The sequence below is a fragment of the Actinomyces sp. oral taxon 175 str. F0384 genome (genome assembly GCF_000223355.1).
GTDB lineage: Bacteria > Actinomycetota > Actinomycetes > Actinomycetales > Actinomycetaceae > Actinomyces > Actinomyces oris.
In genome coordinates this window covers 961,487-977,520 of record NZ_AFUR01000001.1, presented here as the reverse complement: position 1 = coordinate 977,520, position 16,034 = coordinate 961,487, and the positions used below count along the sequence as shown (strand labels likewise).

Sequence of the window (16,034 nt, the reverse complement as noted above, 5' to 3'; positions counted from 1 at the left end):
CCCCCTGCTTCGAGGCAGGTCCACCGGTGGCGCTGGTCGCCGTCGTGAGCCTGCAGCAGCCGCCCCTTCCCGCCCGGCGGTAGGGTGGCGCCCATGGCCAGCCTTCTCAACCGGATCCTCACCCTGCTCGGACGCGCCGCCTCCGACGCCGTCAGCGACGCCCTTTCCCAGAAGTCCTCGACGCCGTCGGGCACGTCGGAGAGCAGGTCACCAGGTTCAGCTGAGACCGCGCAGTCCCGCGCCCCCAAGTCGTCGGCGGCGAAGCCGTCACCGACCCGGCCCCGCGCCCACGACAGCGGCGCTGCGGCGGGTGCGACGGCCCCCTTGGCGCGAGGCGTCAGCGTCTACGACGTCTCCGCCCTGGGGCTGCCCGACTTCGCTTACTCCCCCGACCCCGATGGCGAGGCCGACCCCGGCGAGGTGGTGTGGGCCTGGGTTCCCTTCGAAGAGGATCCCGCCCAGGGTAAGGACCGGCCCGTCCTGGTCCTGGCTCGCCATGAGACCCGTCTGGTCGTGGCCCAGATGACGAGCAAGGACCACGACCGCGACGCCGCCCAGGAGGCGCGCTGGGGCCGCTTCTGGCACGACGTCGGCACCGGTGACTGGGACCGGCAGGGTCGCCCCAGTGAGGTGCGCCTGGACCGTCTGCTCCTGGTGGAGCCGGCCTCGGTGCGCCGCGAGGGGGCCACGATGAAGCGTGAGGTCTTCGACGGCGTCGTGGCCGCCCTGCGCCACCACCACTCCTGATCGCCTCCAGATTTCGACAGATCGCACAGGATACGGATGTCATCCGCTAGGCCCGGACACGCTGGAAAGCACCTGTATCGGAGGTTTCTACAAAACAAGATTGAAGTATTGCCTATCCCCCCTTCACGCATAAACTTGACTTACTGGCCAGCCCACCTATCCCTATGAAGTGATCGGAGCGATCATGGCACTCCCAACAGTCACCACCACCCTCAAGGGCTTGGCCGCCATCACCCTGGCCTCGGTTCTCACTCTTGGCACGTCATCCCCCGCATTCGCAGACGATTCACCTATCCCCGATGACGCCACCGAGTACGGCTCAGTTACTGTCGAAGACAGTCCTGCCGGAAGCTCAGGCATTCGCCCTGCCTGGATCACCGGTTCTCACACGGTCAAGGTCGCCGGCGGGACCTGGAGCTACGGCACGAACTCGAAAGTTGTCTACTCGAACTTTCATCACCCTTCTCGATGCCATGGCTCCTCAGCCCGAACCTACAATGGGCTCATCACCGCACGAAGTCCCAAAACTGCCGCAGGGAAGTGGTCTTACGCTCAGGTCCGACGCTCCACTGACAGAAACGAAGCCTTCTACTGGTTCTGCTGAGAGCCATTAGTGTCTTGCGGTAGGCGGCGGCCCCGCTGATGGAGCCCCACCTACCGCACCACCCTCATGAAGATTCTTCTCAGAGCCACCTGGGCCCTCAACCTCGCGCTGTGCTTGGCGACCATCCTGCTTATTCCGCAGACGCTCCTCCTCCTGTTTCCGGCCGAGACGAACGGCTATGTCATTATCAGTGAAACCGGCGTCGACCCGGATGAGCTTCATCAGATCGGCAAGCAGGCCGGCGTCGAGGTTGCCCAGGTACGCCACATCACAGACTTCGCCGATACCACCGACGAGTCATACTCGACAACCAGCGTCGAGCTCCTCGGCTACGAGGCTGATGACTACATTCGCCCGCCATTGACTCCCCTGCTCCTGCCGGAGCCCATCGCCTACAGCGCCAGCACCGTCCAAGACGATGCCCTGGGCGGGTGGTATGCGATCGGCTCGCGGCAAAATACCACCCAGTTCCTCAGCCAGGTCACAGACCGGTGGTGCGATCGCATCAGTGAGTCGGGGATTCTGACACCGGGCCTTGCCCTGTCCACCGCCATCAGCTCCGAGATCGGCGTGAGCCTGCTCCTGGCCCAGACGGTTCTGGCGCTCGTCCTGGCCCTTGCCACCGTCTCCCAGTCCTCCTCCTACAGGAGCGCCCGGTTGCAGGGCCGCTCCCACACCCGTCTGGCCCTCCACCTCCTCAAGAACAGCCTCCTGACAGCATGCCGGTGGCTCCTGCTCCCTCTGGCGCTACTCGCCCTGCTGGTGGCCTACGACATCTACGGCTCCGCCGTGCTGAGCGTCCACCGTCTGAGCGCCGAGCTCATCGCCTGCTGCGCGCTCCTGTCCCTGGCCGCAACCCTGACCGGCACGCTCGCAGGATGGGTGGTGCTCGCGGTTGGAAGCAGGCAGCGACCCGGGACAGCAGAGCGTCCGCGCCACGGGATCGCCCTGCTGACCTATGCGCTCGTCCTGGCCATGACCTGGTCCTTCTCCACCGCGAGCTCCAGCCTCATCATCGATGTCCTCCAGGCGCAGGCACTTCGCAACCAGGCTCAGGCCCAGCAGTCCCTTCCCCCGGCCACCGCTCTGAGCATCTGGTCCGTCAGCGAGCCCACCTTCGGTGCCAAGACACCCCAGATAGCCTCCTTCATCACCCAGGCCCAGCAGGAGGGGAGCCTCGTTCTGGCCTGGGCGATCCCCAACGGCTCCACCGGGGACGGCGACGGGCCGCCCATCCTGTATCTCAACAACACGGCCGCCGCCCACTACGGCCTGCCCAAGGTTACCGGGCAGCAGGTGACCCTCTACCGGCCCCGGTCGCTGGCCGGCCAGGACGAGGCCTTGACCCAGGAGCTCGTCGAGCAGGCGCGTTTCAACACCATGCACGGGGCGAGCGCGAACGCCGTCACCGTCACCTCCCACGACCTTGAGGAGGTCAGCTCGCTCCTACCGGAGAGGCTCCCCGCCGTCAGCTTCTTCCTCAGTAGCGAGGGCACCCGCACCAGCGACTGCCTCATCGCCGTGGTCCCCGACGGCTACTTCGCCCCAGACGACTACCTGTCCGCCATCACCCAGGGGGCCGCAGTCCTCACCGGCCAGAACCTCGTCTCCCTGCGGGAGCGGCTGCGCGAGCACCACGTGGAGGATCTCGTGGCGCGCTTCGACGCCGTCGGCACCGGCAACACGGCCCTCAGGGAGCAAACCACGCACATGGCAGTCCTCCACGCCCTCATCCTGCTGACCACAGCCACCGGAGCCGCGGCCAGCGCCGGGCTCGCGGCACGCACCTGGGCACAGGCCAGAAGTCGCAGGCGTGAGATCGAGCGCCTGCTGGGGCATCGCATGCTGGCCGAGCGCCTCCTGACCGCGGTCCTCATCACCATCCCGGTACTCATCCTCGCCTGGCCGCTCCTGACCCAGCCCAGTGCCGAGCTGGTCCTTACTCAGGTGGCGTGCGCACTCACCCTCACCGTGGCTGCTGTCGTGGGAGCACGCCACGCCACTGCCCGGCCCACCCACCCCCGCCGCAGGAGGCAGGCCCGCCATGGCTGACACACTCACCGCTACAGACCTGACCATCTCCAGAGGCGGGCGCCTGCTCGTCGACGGGCTGGATCTGTCCCTGAAGGAGGGGACTGTCACGGCACTGACCGGCCCCAACGGCTCCGGCAAGACCACCACGGCATGGTGCCTGGGCCTGCACGATCTCGATTTCACCGGAACCGTGACCATCGATGGCCGGCCCTCCAGCAGGATGAGCCCGCGTGACATTCGCCTGGTGCACCGCACCACGATCGCCCTCCAGCCCCAGGACCTTCTTCTGGAGGACTCCTGGACCCCCATCGCCACACTGCGCCACGCCGCTTGGGCACTCGGGCTCCCCCGGCGCCAGCGCGCGGCGCGGATCGCCGATGCCCTGGGCGCGGCCCGGCTCACCACCCTGTCCCGAACTCGCACGGGCCTGCTCAGCGGCGGAGAGCGGATGCGAGTGGCCCTGGCGCGAACACTGCTCATGGAGCACCCCCGCCTGGTCATCCTCGATGAGCCCACCGCCGGTGCGGATGAGGAGCTGGCCACGGTGGTCATCGGCGCCATGGACGCGTGGGCTCGGACCTCTGCCGCGATCCTCGTGATCACCCATGACCCAAGGCTTATCGAGCGTGCGGAGAACCAGGTAGAGCTCAGCACAGGCGAGCAAGTTCACGTGCACAGCCTCCATGAGCACGAAGCCATTGAGAATTTGGACTGATAGAGTCACCCCTTGGACCTCTGGCCTGGCCGGCTGCGGGGTCCGGCGACCGGGTCAGCCAGGTGCCCCACCACCTCATGTCAACCCGTGGCGCGAACCCTCTCTCCGGCCATTGACCAATCAGACGCGAGAAAGTTTCACCGTGGCGAACATCAAGTCCCAGATCAAGCGCATCAAGACCAACGAGAAGGCCCGCCTGCGCAACAAGTCCGTCAAGTCCGAGCTCAAGACCTACGTGCGTCGCGTGCGCGAGGCCGTCGAGGCCGGTGACAAGGACGCCGCGCTCGAGCACCTCAAGGCCGCCTCCCGCAAGCTGGACAAGGCCGTCTCCAAGGGCGTCATCCACAAGAACCAGGCCGCCAACCGCAAGTCCAAGCTCGCCAAGCGCGTCGCCTCCCTCTGAGGCCACCGCAGCAGTGAGCATCTGAAGGGCGCCTCCCACCGGGGAGGCGCCCTCCCCTTTTTTCCATCACCTTCACCCATTCATCAGACCGCTTCAAGGAGAGCCCATTGCGCATCGGATTCGACCGCGACAAGTACCTGCGGATGCAGTCCAGCCACATCGCGGAGCGCCGCGCCCAGTTCGGCGGCAAGCTCTATCTGGAGTTCGGCGGCAAGCTCATTGACGACATGCACGCCTCGCGCGTGCTGCCGGGCTTCACCCCGGACAACAAGATCGTCATGCTCGCCGAGCTGGCCGACGAGGTCGAGATCGTCATGGCGGTCAACGCCAAGCACCTCGCCCGCAACAAGGTCCGCGCGGACCTGGGCATCCCCTACGAGGACGACCTGCTGCGCCACATCGACGCCTTCCGCAGCTACGGGCTCTATGTGGGCAGCGTCGTCGTGACCCAGTGGACTGATGACAACCGCCAGGCCCAGGACTTCAAGCGCAAGCTCGAGGCGCTGGGCATCACGGTCTACCGCCACTTCCCCATCCCCGGTTACCCCGGTGACGTCGCCCGCATCGTCTCGGCGGAGGGCTACGGGCGCAACGAGTACATCGAGACCAGGCGGGACCTGGTGGTCGTCACCGCCCCCGGCCCGGGCAGCGGCAAGATGGCCACCTGCCTGTCCCAGATCTACCACGACCACCAGCGGGGCATCTCCTCGGGCTACGCGAAGTTCGAGACCTTCCCGATCTGGAACCTGCCGCTGGACCACCCGGTCAACATCGCCTACGAGGCCGCCACCGCCGACCTCGACGACGTCAACATGATCGACCCCTTCCACCTGGCTGCCCACGGCGTCCAGACCGTCAACTACAACCGCGACGTCGAGGTCTTCCCGGTCCTGAGCCGCCTGTTCGAAGAGATCCTGGGCTCCTCGCCCTACGCCTCCCCCACGGACATGGGCGTCAACATGGCCGGCAACTGCATCAGCGACGACGAGGTCTGCCGGCAGGCCGCCTGTCAGGAGATCATCCGCCGCTACTACCGGGCCCTGGTGACCGAGAAGCGCGAGGTCATCGCCCCCGTCCAGTCCCAGCGGATCGCGCTGCTCATGGCCAAGGTGGGGGTGAGCAAGGAGGACCGCCCCGTCGTGCCGCCCGCGCTGGAGGTGGCTGAGGCCACCGGCGAGCCGGCCTCGGCGATCGAGCTGCCCGACGGGCGCATCGTGACGGGCAAGACCTCCGCCCTGCTGGGGTGCTCCTCGGCGATGCTGCTCAACGCCCTCAAGCTCCTGGCCGGGATCGATGATGACGTCAACCTGCTGGCCCCGGCCTCCATCGAACCCATCCAGAAGCTCAAGACCCAGAGGCTGGGAAGCCGCAACCCGCGCCTGCACACCGACGAGGTGCTCATCGCCCTGGCCGTGTCCGCCAACGGGGACGACAACGCCCGCAAGGCCCTCGACCAGCTCGAGACGCTGCGGGGCTGCGAGGTCCACACCTCCACAATCCTGGGCTCGGTGGACGAGGGCATCTTCCGCGCCCTGGGAGTCCAGGTCACCAACGAGCCCGTCTACGCCACCAAGTCCCTGTACCGCAAGAAGTGAGGCCCGGTGCGGGCCACCCTCCTGCGGTGCGCCCGCACCCAGACGCCCTGCCGAGGTGTGGATAGTCACATAGGTGCGCAGAGGTGACTGAACGCACTCGCGCGCGGTACATTCTCCTCAACGAGATGAGCTCGTGTGCTCTGGGGTCGGTGAAAGTCCGAACCGGCGGTGACAGTCCGCGACCCGGTCGCATCCAGCGACCGGCTGACCAGGTGGAACTCCTGGACCGACGGTGAGAGTCCGGATGGGAAGCGCACACGGGACACACCATGCCTCGCCCGCTGCCGTGCACCCGGCGATCGACCATGGCGGTGTCTCTCCCCAGCGCACCCGAGGGAGAGGACCGGATGACCTCGTTCACCACCGTGCAGACGGCCGCGATGCAGCGCGCCCTACGGGCCGCGGCCTCCCCCGACGCCCCGCCCGGCCCCAACCCCCGGGTCGGCTGCGTCATCCTCTCCCCCGACGGCGACGTCCTCGCCGAGGGCCATCACCGTGGCGCCGGCAGCGCCCACGCCGAGGTCGACGCACTGGCGAACCTCGCCGCGACGGGCGGCCTCCGCCCGAGGAGCGACCGTCCTGGTCACCCTCGAGCCGTGCAACCACCAGGGCCGCACCGGCCCGTGCGTCCAGGCGCTCCTCGACGCCGGCGTGGCCGAGGTCATCTACGCCCAGGACGACCCGACCGAGCAGGCCGGGGACGGCGCGGCGGCGCTGGAGGCCGCCGGCGTGCAGGTACGGCGCGGGCTGTGCGCCCAGGAGGCCGCGCGTCTCAACCGCCCGTGGCTCCTGGCCGTGACCCGCGGGCGCCCCATGGTGACGTGGAAGCTCGCCGCCACCCTCGACGGCCGTATCGCCGCCGCTGACGGCACCAGCCAGTGGATCACCCCGGTGGCGGCCCGCCACGACGCCCACCGCCTGCGCCGCCAGTGCGACGCCATCATGGTGGGCACCGGCACCGCCCTCGCCGACGACCCCGCCCTCACCGTCCGCGATGAGGCGGGTCAGCCCGCGCCGGCCCACCTCCAGCCGCTGCGCGTCGTCGTCGGCTCCAGGAGCCTGCCTCCCACCTCCAGGGTGCTCGCCGACGACCACTACCTCCTCCTGCCCGACCACGACCCGCGCGCCGTCCTGGCCGTCCTCGCCGAGCGCGAGATCCGCCATGTCCTGCTCGAAGGGGGCCCGACCCTCGCGACCGCATTCCTGCGCGCCGGTCTCGTCGATCAGGTCGTCGCCTACACGGCCCCCGCGCTTCTGGGCGCGGGAGCGGCCGCTCTCGCCGACTTCGGGGCGGCGACGATCACCGATGCCCTGAGGCTGAGTCACCCCCGCGTCGAGGTCCTCGGCGCAGGTGACGAGCTCGCCGTCCGCCTCTGCGGTGACCTGGAGGCCAGCGACGTTCCCACTGCCCACTTCCACACCGAGGAGAGTCACTGATGTTCACCGGAATCGTCGAGGAGCTCGGACGCGTCGTCCGGCTCGAGACCGTCGAGGACAGCGCCCGGCTGACGGTCGAGGCGCCCACCGTCACCCAGGACGTGAATCTGGGCGACTCCGTCAGCGTCAACGGGTGCTGTCTGACGGTCACCGCCGTGCAAGGGAGCACCTTCACCGCCGACCTCATGGCCGAGACTCTCACGCGCACCACCCTGGGCTCCCAGGCGCCGGGAGACCCGGTCAACCTCGAGCGCGCCCTGCGCGCCAGCGACCGGCTCGGCGGGCACATCGTCCAGGGGCACGTCGATGCCACCGCCGAGGTCCTCGACCACCACCGCGGTGAGCACTGGGACCTCCTACGCATCGGCCTGCCGCAGGAGATCGCCCGTTACGTGGCCGTCAAGGGATCGGTCGCCCTCGACGGGGTGTCGCTGACGGTCGTCAACGTCGTCGACGCCTCCGACGTCGCCCCTGTGCCGGGGGCGGGGGCGTCGCTCAGCGTCGGGCTCATTCCCGAGACGCTGCGACGCACGACCCTGGGCTCGAGGCGACCCGGAGAACGGGTCAACCTCGAGGTCGACGTCATGGCCAAGTACGCCGAGCGTCTTCTGGGCGCCAGCCCGAGCCAGGAGGGGCAGCAGGCATGCTGAGCACCAGGAGCGCATCCCCGGGCACGCGCATGGACCGCGTCGAGGACGCTCTCGCCGCCCTGCGCGAGGGCCGGACGGTCATCGTCGTCGACGATGAGAGCCGGGAGAACGAGGGGGACCTCATCCTGCCCGCGCAGAGTGCCACGACCGAGCAGCTGGCCTTCGCGATCCGGCACTCGACCGGCATTATCTGCGCCCCCATGGCGGGCCAGGAGCTCGACCGCCTGGGCATCCCCATGATGACCGAGCACAATACCGATCCCAAGAGGACGGCTTTCACGCTGAGCACCGACGCCCGCACCGGCATCACCACAGGTGTGAGCGCCGCCGACCGGGCTCGCACCGTCCGCGTCCTGGCGGACCCGGGCTCAGCTCCCGACGACCTCGTCCGCCCCGGCCACGTCTTCCCCCTGCGGGCGCGCGAGGGCGGGATCCTCACGCGCCGCGGTCACACGGAGGCCGCCGTCGACCTCATGCGCCTGTCGGGCAACCGGCCCGTGGGGGTCCTGGTGGAGGTCATCAACGACGACGGAACCATGGCGCGGCGGCACCAGCTGCGTGAGCTCGCCGACGCCCACGCCATGCCCATGATCTCGATCAGTGACCTGGAGCGCTACCGGTGGCTGCACGAGGAACTCGTCGAGGAGGTCGTCTCGGCGCACCTGCCAACCGCGCACGGGGAGTTCACCGCCCACGCCCTGCGCAGCAGGGTCGACGGCACCGAGTACCTCGCACTGGTGTGCGGCAGCATCGCTGACGGTGAGGACGTCCTGGCCCGAGTCCACTCCGCCTGCCTGACCGGCGACGTCCTGTCCTCCCTCCGCTGTGACTGCGGGCCGCAGCTGCGCGCCGCCATGGAGGCGATCAGTGCCCGCGGCCGCGGGGTCCTCGTCTATGCCTCCGACCATGAGGGGCGCGGCATCGGGCTCATCGACAAGCTCCGCGCCTACGCGCTGCAGGAGGAGGGTATGGACACCCTCGACGCCAACGTCGCGCTGGGGCTTCCGGCCGACGCCCGCAGCTACGCCACCGCCGCCCAGGTGCTGCGGCATCTGGGCGTGCGCTCAGTCGAGCTCATGACGAACAACCCGGACAAGGTGGCCGGCCTGGAGCGCTACGGCGTCAGTGTCCGCTCCATGACGCCGACACCGACCTTCGCCAACGGGGAGAACCTCGACTACCTGCGCACCAAGCGCGACCGCATGGGCCATCTGCTCACCGGGCTCGACCCCACCGGGGCCGACGCGGACTCACCGCCCGGCGAGACGAGGGCCGACGACGACACCTGGCACACGAGCAACGAGAACGAAGGAGAGGAACGATGAGCGGATCCGGGGCACCTGAGCAGAGCGCACCTCACGCACGGGGCATGAGGGTGACAGTCGTGGCCGCCCAGTGGCACGAACGCATCATGGGGGGCCTGGTCGCCGGGGCGCTGCGCGCCGTCGAGGAGGCCGGAGCCCAGGCGAGCGTCGTCAGGGCGGTGGGCTCCTTCGAGCTTCCGGTCCTCGCCACGGCCGCCGCGCGAGGCGGTGCCGAGGCGGTCGTCGCGCTGGGCGTCGTCATCCGCGGCGGCACCCCGCACTTCGACTACGTGTGCCGGGCCGCGACCGACGGGCTGAGCCGGGTGGCGCTGGACACCGGGGTGCCGGTGGGCTTCGGCGTGCTCACCTGCGACGACGAGGCCCAGGCGCTGGCCCGCTGCGGCGGGCCGGGCGCGGAGGAGGACAAGGGCTACGAGGCGGCGTGCGCGGCGATGTCCACGGCGCTCACGCTGGCCGCCATGCGGGGCTGAGAGCTGCTCAGCGCCGGCGACTGCCGGTGCGGCGGGCGTTGCAGATCGTCAGGACCGCCCGCTCGACGGCGTAGACGGGGTCGCGGCTGGCCCCCTTGGCCTCGGCGTCGGCCCGGGCCACGGCCAGGATCGAGGTGGCCAGGGCGTCGTCGGACCAGCCCTGGAGCTCGCGGCGGGCCCGGTCCACCTGCCAGGGGGCCATGCCCAGCTCGGCGGGGCTCATGCGCCTGCCCCCGGCGGCCGCGACCCGGGCGAGCTGGCGCACCTTCATGGCCAGGGCCGCGACGATGGCCACCGGGTCGGTGCCGGTGGCCACGGCGTGGCGCAGGGCTGTGATGGCGGCCGGGGTGTTGCCGGCCGCGGCGGCGTCGGCCACGGTGAAGCCGGTGGCCTCGATGCGGCCGGCGTAGTAGGTGCGCACGTGGTCGACGCTGATGGTGCCCTGGGTGTCGGCGAGGAGCTGGTCGACGGCGGAGCACAGCTCGCGCAGGTCGCTGCCCAGGGCGTCGACGAGGGCGCCGACGGCCTCGGGAGCGATGCTTCGTCCGGCGCGGCGCACGTCGGCCACGACCAGGGAGGACTTGTCCTTGGCGCTCTTGACGGCCTCGCACTGGATGGTCGGGTAGGGCGAGGCCTTGATGGCGTCCAGCAGGCGCTTGCCCCGCTGACCCCCGTTGTGGCGCAGGATGACGCTGACCTCGGGGTCGGCGGCGCCCACGTAGGCGATGAGGTCGCTCAGCAGGGCGTCAGTCATCTGCTCCAGGGCGGGGACGTAGACGAGCCGGGGCTCGCCGAACAGGGAGGGCGACACGAGGGTGTCGAGCTGGTGGGGCTCGTAGGTGGCGGCCTCCAGGCGCGTGATCTCGGTGGTGGGGTCCTTGGCCTTGGCCTGCGCCAGGAGGCTCCTCACCGCTCGGTCGGCGAGGACCTCCTCGCCGGCGCGGATGAGGACGATCGGCGCCAGCTGGGCCTGGTCCCAGCGCAGTCCAGCCGGTGCCTTGCGCGGGCCCCGGGAGCGGGGGGTGCGGGTCGCTGCCATGGGGCAAGCCTGCCACGAGCGGGCCGCGTCAACCGCCCGGCTTCCTCCAGCAGGGCGCGGCGGGCGCGAGGAGCCGCCGCGAGCAGGACCCCGATCTCGCAGGCCCCCAGTGCCAGGGCGCCCGTGAGGCCGCCTGGCCAGGGCAGGGCGGCGCCGGGCAGGTGGGCGAAGAAGCCGGCGACGAGCACCATCCAGGAGCAGGCCGCGAGCGCCGGCCAGGCGATGACGGTGGCGGCCGCGGGCCAGGCCGGTGCGATCAGCGCCGCCAGGAGCCCGCTGATGGTGGCGATGACGGCGGCCGGCTCACTGAGCAGGTTGGCGGGCACCGACCAGGCCCCCACCGAGGGCTGAAGGAGGATGAGGATCGGCCCGCAGGCGGCCTGGGCCACCAGCGGCAGGGCCACGGCGGCGGCCAGCCACCTGGGCAGGCGGCGTGAGAGGTGGGCTGTGACTGGCTTGGAGCCGATGACGATCCCGGCGGTGGCCACCACGGACAGTGCGAAGCCGTAGTCGCGGGACTGCCAGGGGTCGATGAGCAGCAGGACGATGGCTCCGGCGCACAGGGCGGGCACGGAGGCGGCGCGTCTGCCGGCGACGACGCCCAGCAGCATGACGGCCCCCATGGTGGCGGCGCGCAGCACGGAGCCTGAGGGACGCACCAGGATGACGAGGAGGGTGAGCATGACTGCGCCGAGCAGTGCCCGCCACCGCCGGGGCAGCGCCCCGAGGGCTTCCAGGCCCAGTCCCAGGATGATGGCGACGTGCTGCCCGGAGACGGCGGTCAGGTGCGTCATGGAGACGGTGCGCATGTCCTCGCGCAACGGGGCCGGCAGGGCGTGGTCGTCGCCCAGGGCGACACCGGGTACGAGGCTGCGGGCTCCCGGCGGCCACAGACCTGTCTCCTCCCCCGCTCCTGCGGCGACCGGGGCCCCGATGCCCGGGGCGCCGACGGCCTGGGCGAGACCGGCGCGGACGGCGGTGACGGCCCCGAGTATCCCGCTCGGTGGGCCAAGGACGGTCAGACCGGCGCGCTTGGGGATGATGGCAGCTTCGGCGCGGCCGGGGTCGGTGGGACGCAGGCGCGTGCGCACGCGGACCCGGGTCCCCATGGGCAGGCTCAGCCACTGCGTGTCGCCCAGGACGGTGGCACTCAGGGTGGAGGCCCGCGTGTCCACCTGTTCGACGTCGAGGGTGGTGATGACCAGGGTGGAGCGGCTGGTGGCTGAGACTCGCGGCTGCTGGGAGACGGTGCCGATGAGGGTGACCGGCTGCCCAGTGGCCACTGCCGCGGTCAGCGGGTCGCGCTGGCGGGCCCACAGGTGGGCGGCACTGATGGTCAGGACCGTCGCGGCGCACAGGGCGCACACGAGCAGGCTGGCGCTGAGGGTTCCCATCGCCCCGGGGTCGTGCTCGGGGGCGCCGGGACGCGGGTCGGCCCGGTGTCGCGGTGGCCGGAAGCGCAGGACAGCCACCACGAGCAGCGCAGCCAGGGCGGTGCACCCGGAGGCCAGGAGTAGGACCTGCCTCCAGGCGTCTGCCGCCTCACGTCCAACGGCCCACCCGGCGCCGGCCCAGCAGGCCAGCGCCGGGGCGAGCAGGCGCAGGTCGAGGGCCTCGGGGGCCTTGGGGGAGGTGGCGTGCTGACCTCCGTCTCGGTACCGGTTGCGCTCCTGCTCCTGGCGTAGGCGCGCATACAGCGCGGGGTCGTCCCACGGTGCCCTGGGACTGCCCCCACCATTGCCTTCGTGGTCCTCGTTCATACGGTGGCCTGTTCTCGCAGGCCCTCGAGCTTGGCCTTGCCGATGCCGGGGACGTCGGTGAGGGCGTCAACGCTGGCGAAGGGCCCGTGGGAGTCGCGGTACTCAACGATCCGTTGGGCCAGGGCCGGGCCGATTCCGGGCAGCTTCTCCAGCTCGGAGGCCGAGGCCGTGTTGATATTGACCATCCCGGATGCGCCGCCACCGCCGGACTTTCCCGGGGCGGTTCGCGCACCGGAGGCGGCGTCCCCACCGGTTTGGGGTGCGGGCTCGGGCAGGACCTCGCCGATGCGCGGGACCCGGATCTGCTCGCCGTCGGTCAGGACCCGGGCGAGGTTGAGCTGCTGGGTGTCTGCCTCCGCGCTGGCTCCTCCGACGGCGTTGATGGCGTCGGTGACGCGGCTTCCCGGGGGCAGGGTCACCACCCCCGGCCTGCTCACCGCCCCGGTGACGTGGACGACGACGCTGCCCGATGTCGTGCTCAAGCCGCCTGGTACTGCTGCCGGTCCCGTGGTCGGCACCATGGCCGGTTTCATGGCTGGACTCGCGGCCGCCCCTGTGGGTGGGGGCCGCATTGGAGCCGATGCCCCTGCCGCTGCGGCCGGAGCCGCGTGGCTGCCGGCGCCGGTGGAGACCAGTACGGCTCTCAGGGCCAGGGCGAGAGCCAGGATGAGGAGGGCGGAGCCGGCGATGATCGCCGCCCGGGGCGCGATCGCGAGGCGACGTGGCCGGCGCACCGGCTCCTCGGGATCGGTTGAGCAGGCCAGACGCACAAGGTCGTCCAGGGACCTGTGCGCGTCGCTCCGTCTGGCTCCCATGTCCTCGACGGTAGGGACCGGACCCATGGGGCGCATGGTGAAGCTGTCTGCCCTGTGGAGAGCAGTGGCGCCTGGCGGCCTGTGGCAACCGAGCCGCGTCGTCAGGCCTGGCTCAATGGGTCTTCAGGTCCGGGGCGACGGCGATGCCGAGGGCGCCGGGACCCACGTGGGTGCTCGTCGCCTCGTCGACCGGGAGGGTGAGGACCTCGGAGACCTTGGCTCCTGCCTCCTCCATCGCCTGGCGCAGATCGGTCTCGAGCAGTGCCAGCTTGGAGGCGTCGTCGCCTTGAATGACCAGGCGCACCGGGTCTGCGGGGTGCCTGGGGCCGGACAGGGCGGTCCCGCCGGCGACGCGGACGGCCTGCGCGATGAGGTGGCGCCTGGCGCGAGCCGCCCCGCGTACAGTCTCCAGCGTCCGGATTCCGTCGCGGGTCAGGGCCAGGACCGGGCGGATTCCCAGGACACCGTCCAGGCGGGCCGTGGTGCGGTCGATCCTTCCCGAGCGGGCCAGGCGTCCCAGGTCGTCGACGACGAAGAGCTGGCAGGACCGGGCGGTGCTGGCCTGAGCCAGGGCGGCACCGCGACGGGCGTCGTGGGCGCCGGAGGCTGCCAGCACCGCGAGCCCCAGGGCGCCGGAGCTGGTGCCGGAGTCGACCACGCGCAGCCACTGCGGGCGTCGGCGCCCCGCGCTCGGGCTCGGGCCGTTGGGCTGGTCCCGGTACTCGGCCTCGAGCTGGGCGGCGGCGATGCGGGCGTTGTCCATGGTGCCGGACAGGGCCGAGGAGATGTGGATGGCCAGGACCTCTTCGGCCCTGCTGGCCGCGCGCCGGTAGGCGTTCACCAGCTCCTGGACACTGGGCCGTGAGGTGGTGGCGGGCTCACCGTTGTCGGCGGGGATGGCGTGCAGCGGCACCACCTCGATCGCGCGCTCACGCAGCAGGGGCTCCGTCAGGCAGGCGGCGGAGTCGGTGACGACGGCGAGCGACATGCGGCATACCTTATCGGCAAGCCGCGCGCTCATCGGCAAGGCGCCACGGCTGCTCTCCAGGGCCGGCCGTCAGCGATACGAGACCAGGAGATCCTCGTAGAGGTTGATGAGCCGCCTGGTCATCGTCTCGGAGTCGAACTGCTGAGCCACCTCCAGGGCCCCCTCGGACAGCGCGGCGAGCCGGGCGTCGTCGGACAGCAGGGAGGCGAAGACCCGGGCGAAGTCCTCCCCCTCGATGCCGTCGGTGAGGATGGCGTTGCGCTCGGTGAGGCACTCGGTCATCCGCTCGTCGCAGTAGACGATCGGCAGCCCGCAGGCGGCGGCCTCCAGGAACACCATGGGCTGGTTGTCGAAGTGGTAGGAGGCCAGGGAGAAGACGTCGGCCTGCTTGAGCAGGACGGCGACCTCCTCCGGCGAGCACGTGCCGGTCAGGATCACCCGGTCCGCCACCCCGAGCTCCTCGGCGCGCCGCCCCAGCTCCTCCTGGGAGGGGCCCGGGCCCACGAGCACCAGCTTGACCGGCAGGCCGGATAGGTGGGGCATGGCCTCAACGAGCGTCATCTGCCGCTTCTCCGGGCTGAGGCGGGCCACGCAGATGATGATCTTCTCGCCGGGGGCCTTAGGGATCGGTGAGTCGGCGGCGCGGGCACTGCGGTAGCGGGTGGAGTCCAGCCCGTTGGGCAGCACCATGCAGGGGGTGGTCAGTCCGCCGTCGTCGATGAGGATCCGGGCCAGGTGCTGGGAGGGCGACAGGCAGGCGTCGCACTTGTTGGCGAAGGCCGCCGTCAGGCGCCACCCCTGACGGGACAGGGCCGTCTTCATGTCGCGCTTGTTGAGGTGCTTGATGGTCTCCCGGTGAACGCGCGGCAGGACAGGCTGCGACTTGAGCGCCACGGGGAAGGCGACGGACAGGGCCAGCAGGCCCGAGAGCACGGCCAGCGGGTAATCGTCGATGAGCTCGGTGTAGAGGGTGTGGATGGTGGTGACGTGGGGGATGTTCTGGCGCTTGGCCACCCAGTGCGCCAGGACCCCCAGGCTGAACTGGGTCTGGCTGTGGACGATGTCGAAGTCGTAGGCGTCGAAGCGCCGGGCCAGGCCCGGATAGATGGTGGCGACCTCGCGGCTGTCGAAGACGTAGTAGCGAGAGGAGGACAGGCGGATGACGTGATCGTCGGTCTCCTCATAGCCCTCGGCCTTGGGGGCCACCACGTAGACCTCGTGTCCCATGCGCTCCAGGGCGGCACGGAAGGTGGCTGTGGAGGTGGCCACGCCGTGGACGGAGGGCAGGTAGTCGTCAATGAAGAAGGCGATCCGCACAGCGTTCACCTGTTCCTGTGGTTCGGGTGCACCGGCAGCCGGCCCGTCAGGGGCGGTTCTTTCGGAAACGACGACGCAGGGGGCAGCATGGGGCGTGTAAAACCTCGCGGCACTGGGGCGGGCAGGTGCGGGATC

The 16,034-nt window shown here is 70.5% G+C and carries 15 protein-coding genes, 1 pseudogene and 1 riboswitch; of the genes and pseudogenes, 11 read left to right on the top strand and 5 right to left on the bottom strand.

Annotated features, from left to right (window positions below; genetic code table 11):
- The first annotated feature begins 93 nt into the window (after positions 1-93).
- The 11 genes and pseudogenes from HMPREF9058_RS04090 to ribH all read left to right on the top strand — a co-directional run bounded on the left by HMPREF9058_RS04090 (position 94) and on the right by ribH (position 9,980).
- On the top strand, positions 94-747 hold the full coding sequence (locus tag HMPREF9058_RS04090; protein ID WP_009406110.1) for a type II toxin-antitoxin system PemK/MazF family toxin: 654 nt from the start codon (positions 94-96) through the stop codon (positions 745-747).
- Positions 748-931: 184 nt separating this feature from the next.
- Positions 932-1,351: a lactococcin 972 family bacteriocin gene (locus HMPREF9058_RS13985; RefSeq protein ID WP_009405548.1), complete on the top strand. Its 420-nt coding sequence runs from the start codon at positions 932-934 to the stop codon at positions 1,349-1,351.
- 66 nt (positions 1,352-1,417) lie between these two features.
- Positions 1,418-3,403, top strand: a complete 1,986-nt coding sequence (locus HMPREF9058_RS04085) for a hypothetical protein (protein WP_009747426.1) — start codon at positions 1,418-1,420, stop codon at positions 3,401-3,403.
- Positions 3,396-4,100 carry an ATP-binding cassette domain-containing protein gene (locus HMPREF9058_RS04080; RefSeq protein ID WP_009747435.1) on the top strand — a complete coding sequence of 235 codons (705 nt, stop codon included), beginning with the start codon at positions 3,396-3,398 and terminating at the stop codon, positions 4,098-4,100. Before HMPREF9058_RS04085 ends, HMPREF9058_RS04080 begins: the two co-directional genes overlap by 8 nt.
- A gap of 142 nt (positions 4,101-4,242) precedes the next feature.
- Positions 4,243-4,503 (top strand): 30S ribosomal protein S20, encoded by a 261-nt coding sequence (rpsT, locus tag HMPREF9058_RS04075; protein ID WP_009396927.1) that lies wholly within the window; start codon positions 4,243-4,245, stop codon positions 4,501-4,503.
- Positions 4,504-4,610: 107 nt separating this feature from the next.
- Entirely contained in the window at positions 4,611-6,098 is a 1,488-nt protein-coding gene (locus HMPREF9058_RS04070) for a DUF1846 domain-containing protein (RefSeq protein WP_009405457.1), read from the top strand.
- Positions 6,099-6,229: 131 nt separating this feature from the next.
- Positions 6,230-6,357: riboswitch (FMN riboswitch) on the top strand.
- 10 nt (positions 6,358-6,367) lie between these two features.
- Positions 6,368-6,595 (top strand): annotated as a pseudogene (locus tag HMPREF9058_RS13980) (hypothetical protein); the annotation flags it as partial.
- Entirely contained in the window at positions 6,594-7,535 is a 942-nt protein-coding gene (ribD, locus tag HMPREF9058_RS04065) for a bifunctional diaminohydroxyphosphoribosylaminopyrimidine deaminase/5-amino-6-(5-phosphoribosylamino)uracil reductase RibD (protein ID WP_009405711.1), read from the top strand. The pseudogene HMPREF9058_RS13980 and the gene ribD, both read left to right, overlap by 2 nt.
- A complete protein-coding gene (locus HMPREF9058_RS04060; RefSeq protein ID WP_009747401.1) occupies positions 7,535-8,185 on the top strand; it encodes a riboflavin synthase in 651 nt (216 codons plus the stop codon). Before ribD ends, HMPREF9058_RS04060 begins: the two co-directional genes overlap by 1 nt.
- Complete coding sequence (locus tag HMPREF9058_RS04055; RefSeq protein WP_009405733.1) at positions 8,179-9,510, top strand: bifunctional 3,4-dihydroxy-2-butanone-4-phosphate synthase/GTP cyclohydrolase II; 1,332 nt, start codon at positions 8,179-8,181, stop codon at positions 9,508-9,510. Before HMPREF9058_RS04060 ends, HMPREF9058_RS04055 begins: the two co-directional genes overlap by 7 nt.
- Positions 9,507-9,980: a 6,7-dimethyl-8-ribityllumazine synthase gene (ribH, locus tag HMPREF9058_RS04050; RefSeq protein WP_009747580.1), complete on the top strand. Its 474-nt coding sequence runs from the start codon at positions 9,507-9,509 to the stop codon at positions 9,978-9,980. The genes HMPREF9058_RS04055 and ribH overlap by 4 nt, the downstream gene beginning before the upstream one ends.
- A gap of 7 nt (positions 9,981-9,987) precedes the next feature.
- Here ribH and holA read toward each other — a convergent pair whose 3' ends face one another.
- From holA to HMPREF9058_RS04025, 5 genes are all read right to left on the bottom strand, one after another.
- Positions 9,988-10,944 (bottom strand): DNA polymerase III subunit delta, encoded by a 957-nt coding sequence (gene holA / locus HMPREF9058_RS04045; RefSeq protein WP_083816362.1) that lies wholly within the window; start codon positions 10,942-10,944, stop codon positions 9,988-9,990.
- Positions 10,887-12,779, bottom strand: a complete 1,893-nt coding sequence (locus HMPREF9058_RS04040) for a ComEC/Rec2 family competence protein (RefSeq protein ID WP_009405556.1) — start codon at positions 12,777-12,779, stop codon at positions 10,887-10,889. The genes holA and HMPREF9058_RS04040 overlap by 58 nt, the downstream gene beginning before the upstream one ends.
- Positions 12,776-13,549 carry a ComEA family DNA-binding protein gene (locus tag HMPREF9058_RS04035; RefSeq protein ID WP_009747312.1) on the bottom strand — a complete coding sequence of 258 codons (774 nt, stop codon included), beginning with the start codon at positions 13,547-13,549 and terminating at the stop codon, positions 12,776-12,778. Before HMPREF9058_RS04035 ends, HMPREF9058_RS04040 begins: the two co-directional genes overlap by 4 nt.
- 157 nt (positions 13,550-13,706) lie before the next feature.
- Positions 13,707-14,582, bottom strand: coding sequence for a DegV family protein (locus HMPREF9058_RS04030; protein ID WP_009747273.1), 876 nt, complete (start codon positions 14,580-14,582; stop codon positions 13,707-13,709).
- A 69-nt stretch (positions 14,583-14,651) separates the two neighbouring features.
- A complete protein-coding gene (locus HMPREF9058_RS04025; protein ID WP_009406116.1) occupies positions 14,652-15,908 on the bottom strand; it encodes a glycosyltransferase in 1,257 nt (418 codons plus the stop codon).
- Positions 15,909-16,034 lie beyond the last annotated feature (126 nt).

Coding starts and splice junctions, on each gene's coding strand:
- HMPREF9058_RS04060 (WP_009747401.1), top strand. CDS start 7,535: ATGTTCACCGGAATCGTCGAGGAGCTCGGACGCGTCGTCCGGCTCGAG.
- HMPREF9058_RS04040 (WP_009405556.1), bottom strand. CDS start 12,779: ATGAACGAGGACCACGAAGGCAATGGTGGGGGCAGTCCCAGGGCACCG.
- HMPREF9058_RS04030 (WP_009747273.1), bottom strand. CDS start 14,582: ATGTCGCTCGCCGTCGTCACCGACTCCGCCGCCTGCCTGACGGAGCCC.
- ribH (WP_009747580.1), top strand. CDS start 9,507: ATGAGCGGATCCGGGGCACCTGAGCAGAGCGCACCTCACGCACGGGGC.
- HMPREF9058_RS04055 (WP_009405733.1), top strand. CDS start 8,179: ATGCTGAGCACCAGGAGCGCATCCCCGGGCACGCGCATGGACCGCGTC.
- HMPREF9058_RS13985 (WP_009405548.1), top strand. CDS start 932: ATGGCACTCCCAACAGTCACCACCACCCTCAAGGGCTTGGCCGCCATC.
- HMPREF9058_RS04085 (WP_009747426.1), top strand. CDS start 1,418: ATGAAGATTCTTCTCAGAGCCACCTGGGCCCTCAACCTCGCGCTGTGC.
- HMPREF9058_RS04080 (WP_009747435.1), top strand. CDS start 3,396: ATGGCTGACACACTCACCGCTACAGACCTGACCATCTCCAGAGGCGGG.
- HMPREF9058_RS04090 (WP_009406110.1), top strand. CDS start 94: ATGGCCAGCCTTCTCAACCGGATCCTCACCCTGCTCGGACGCGCCGCC.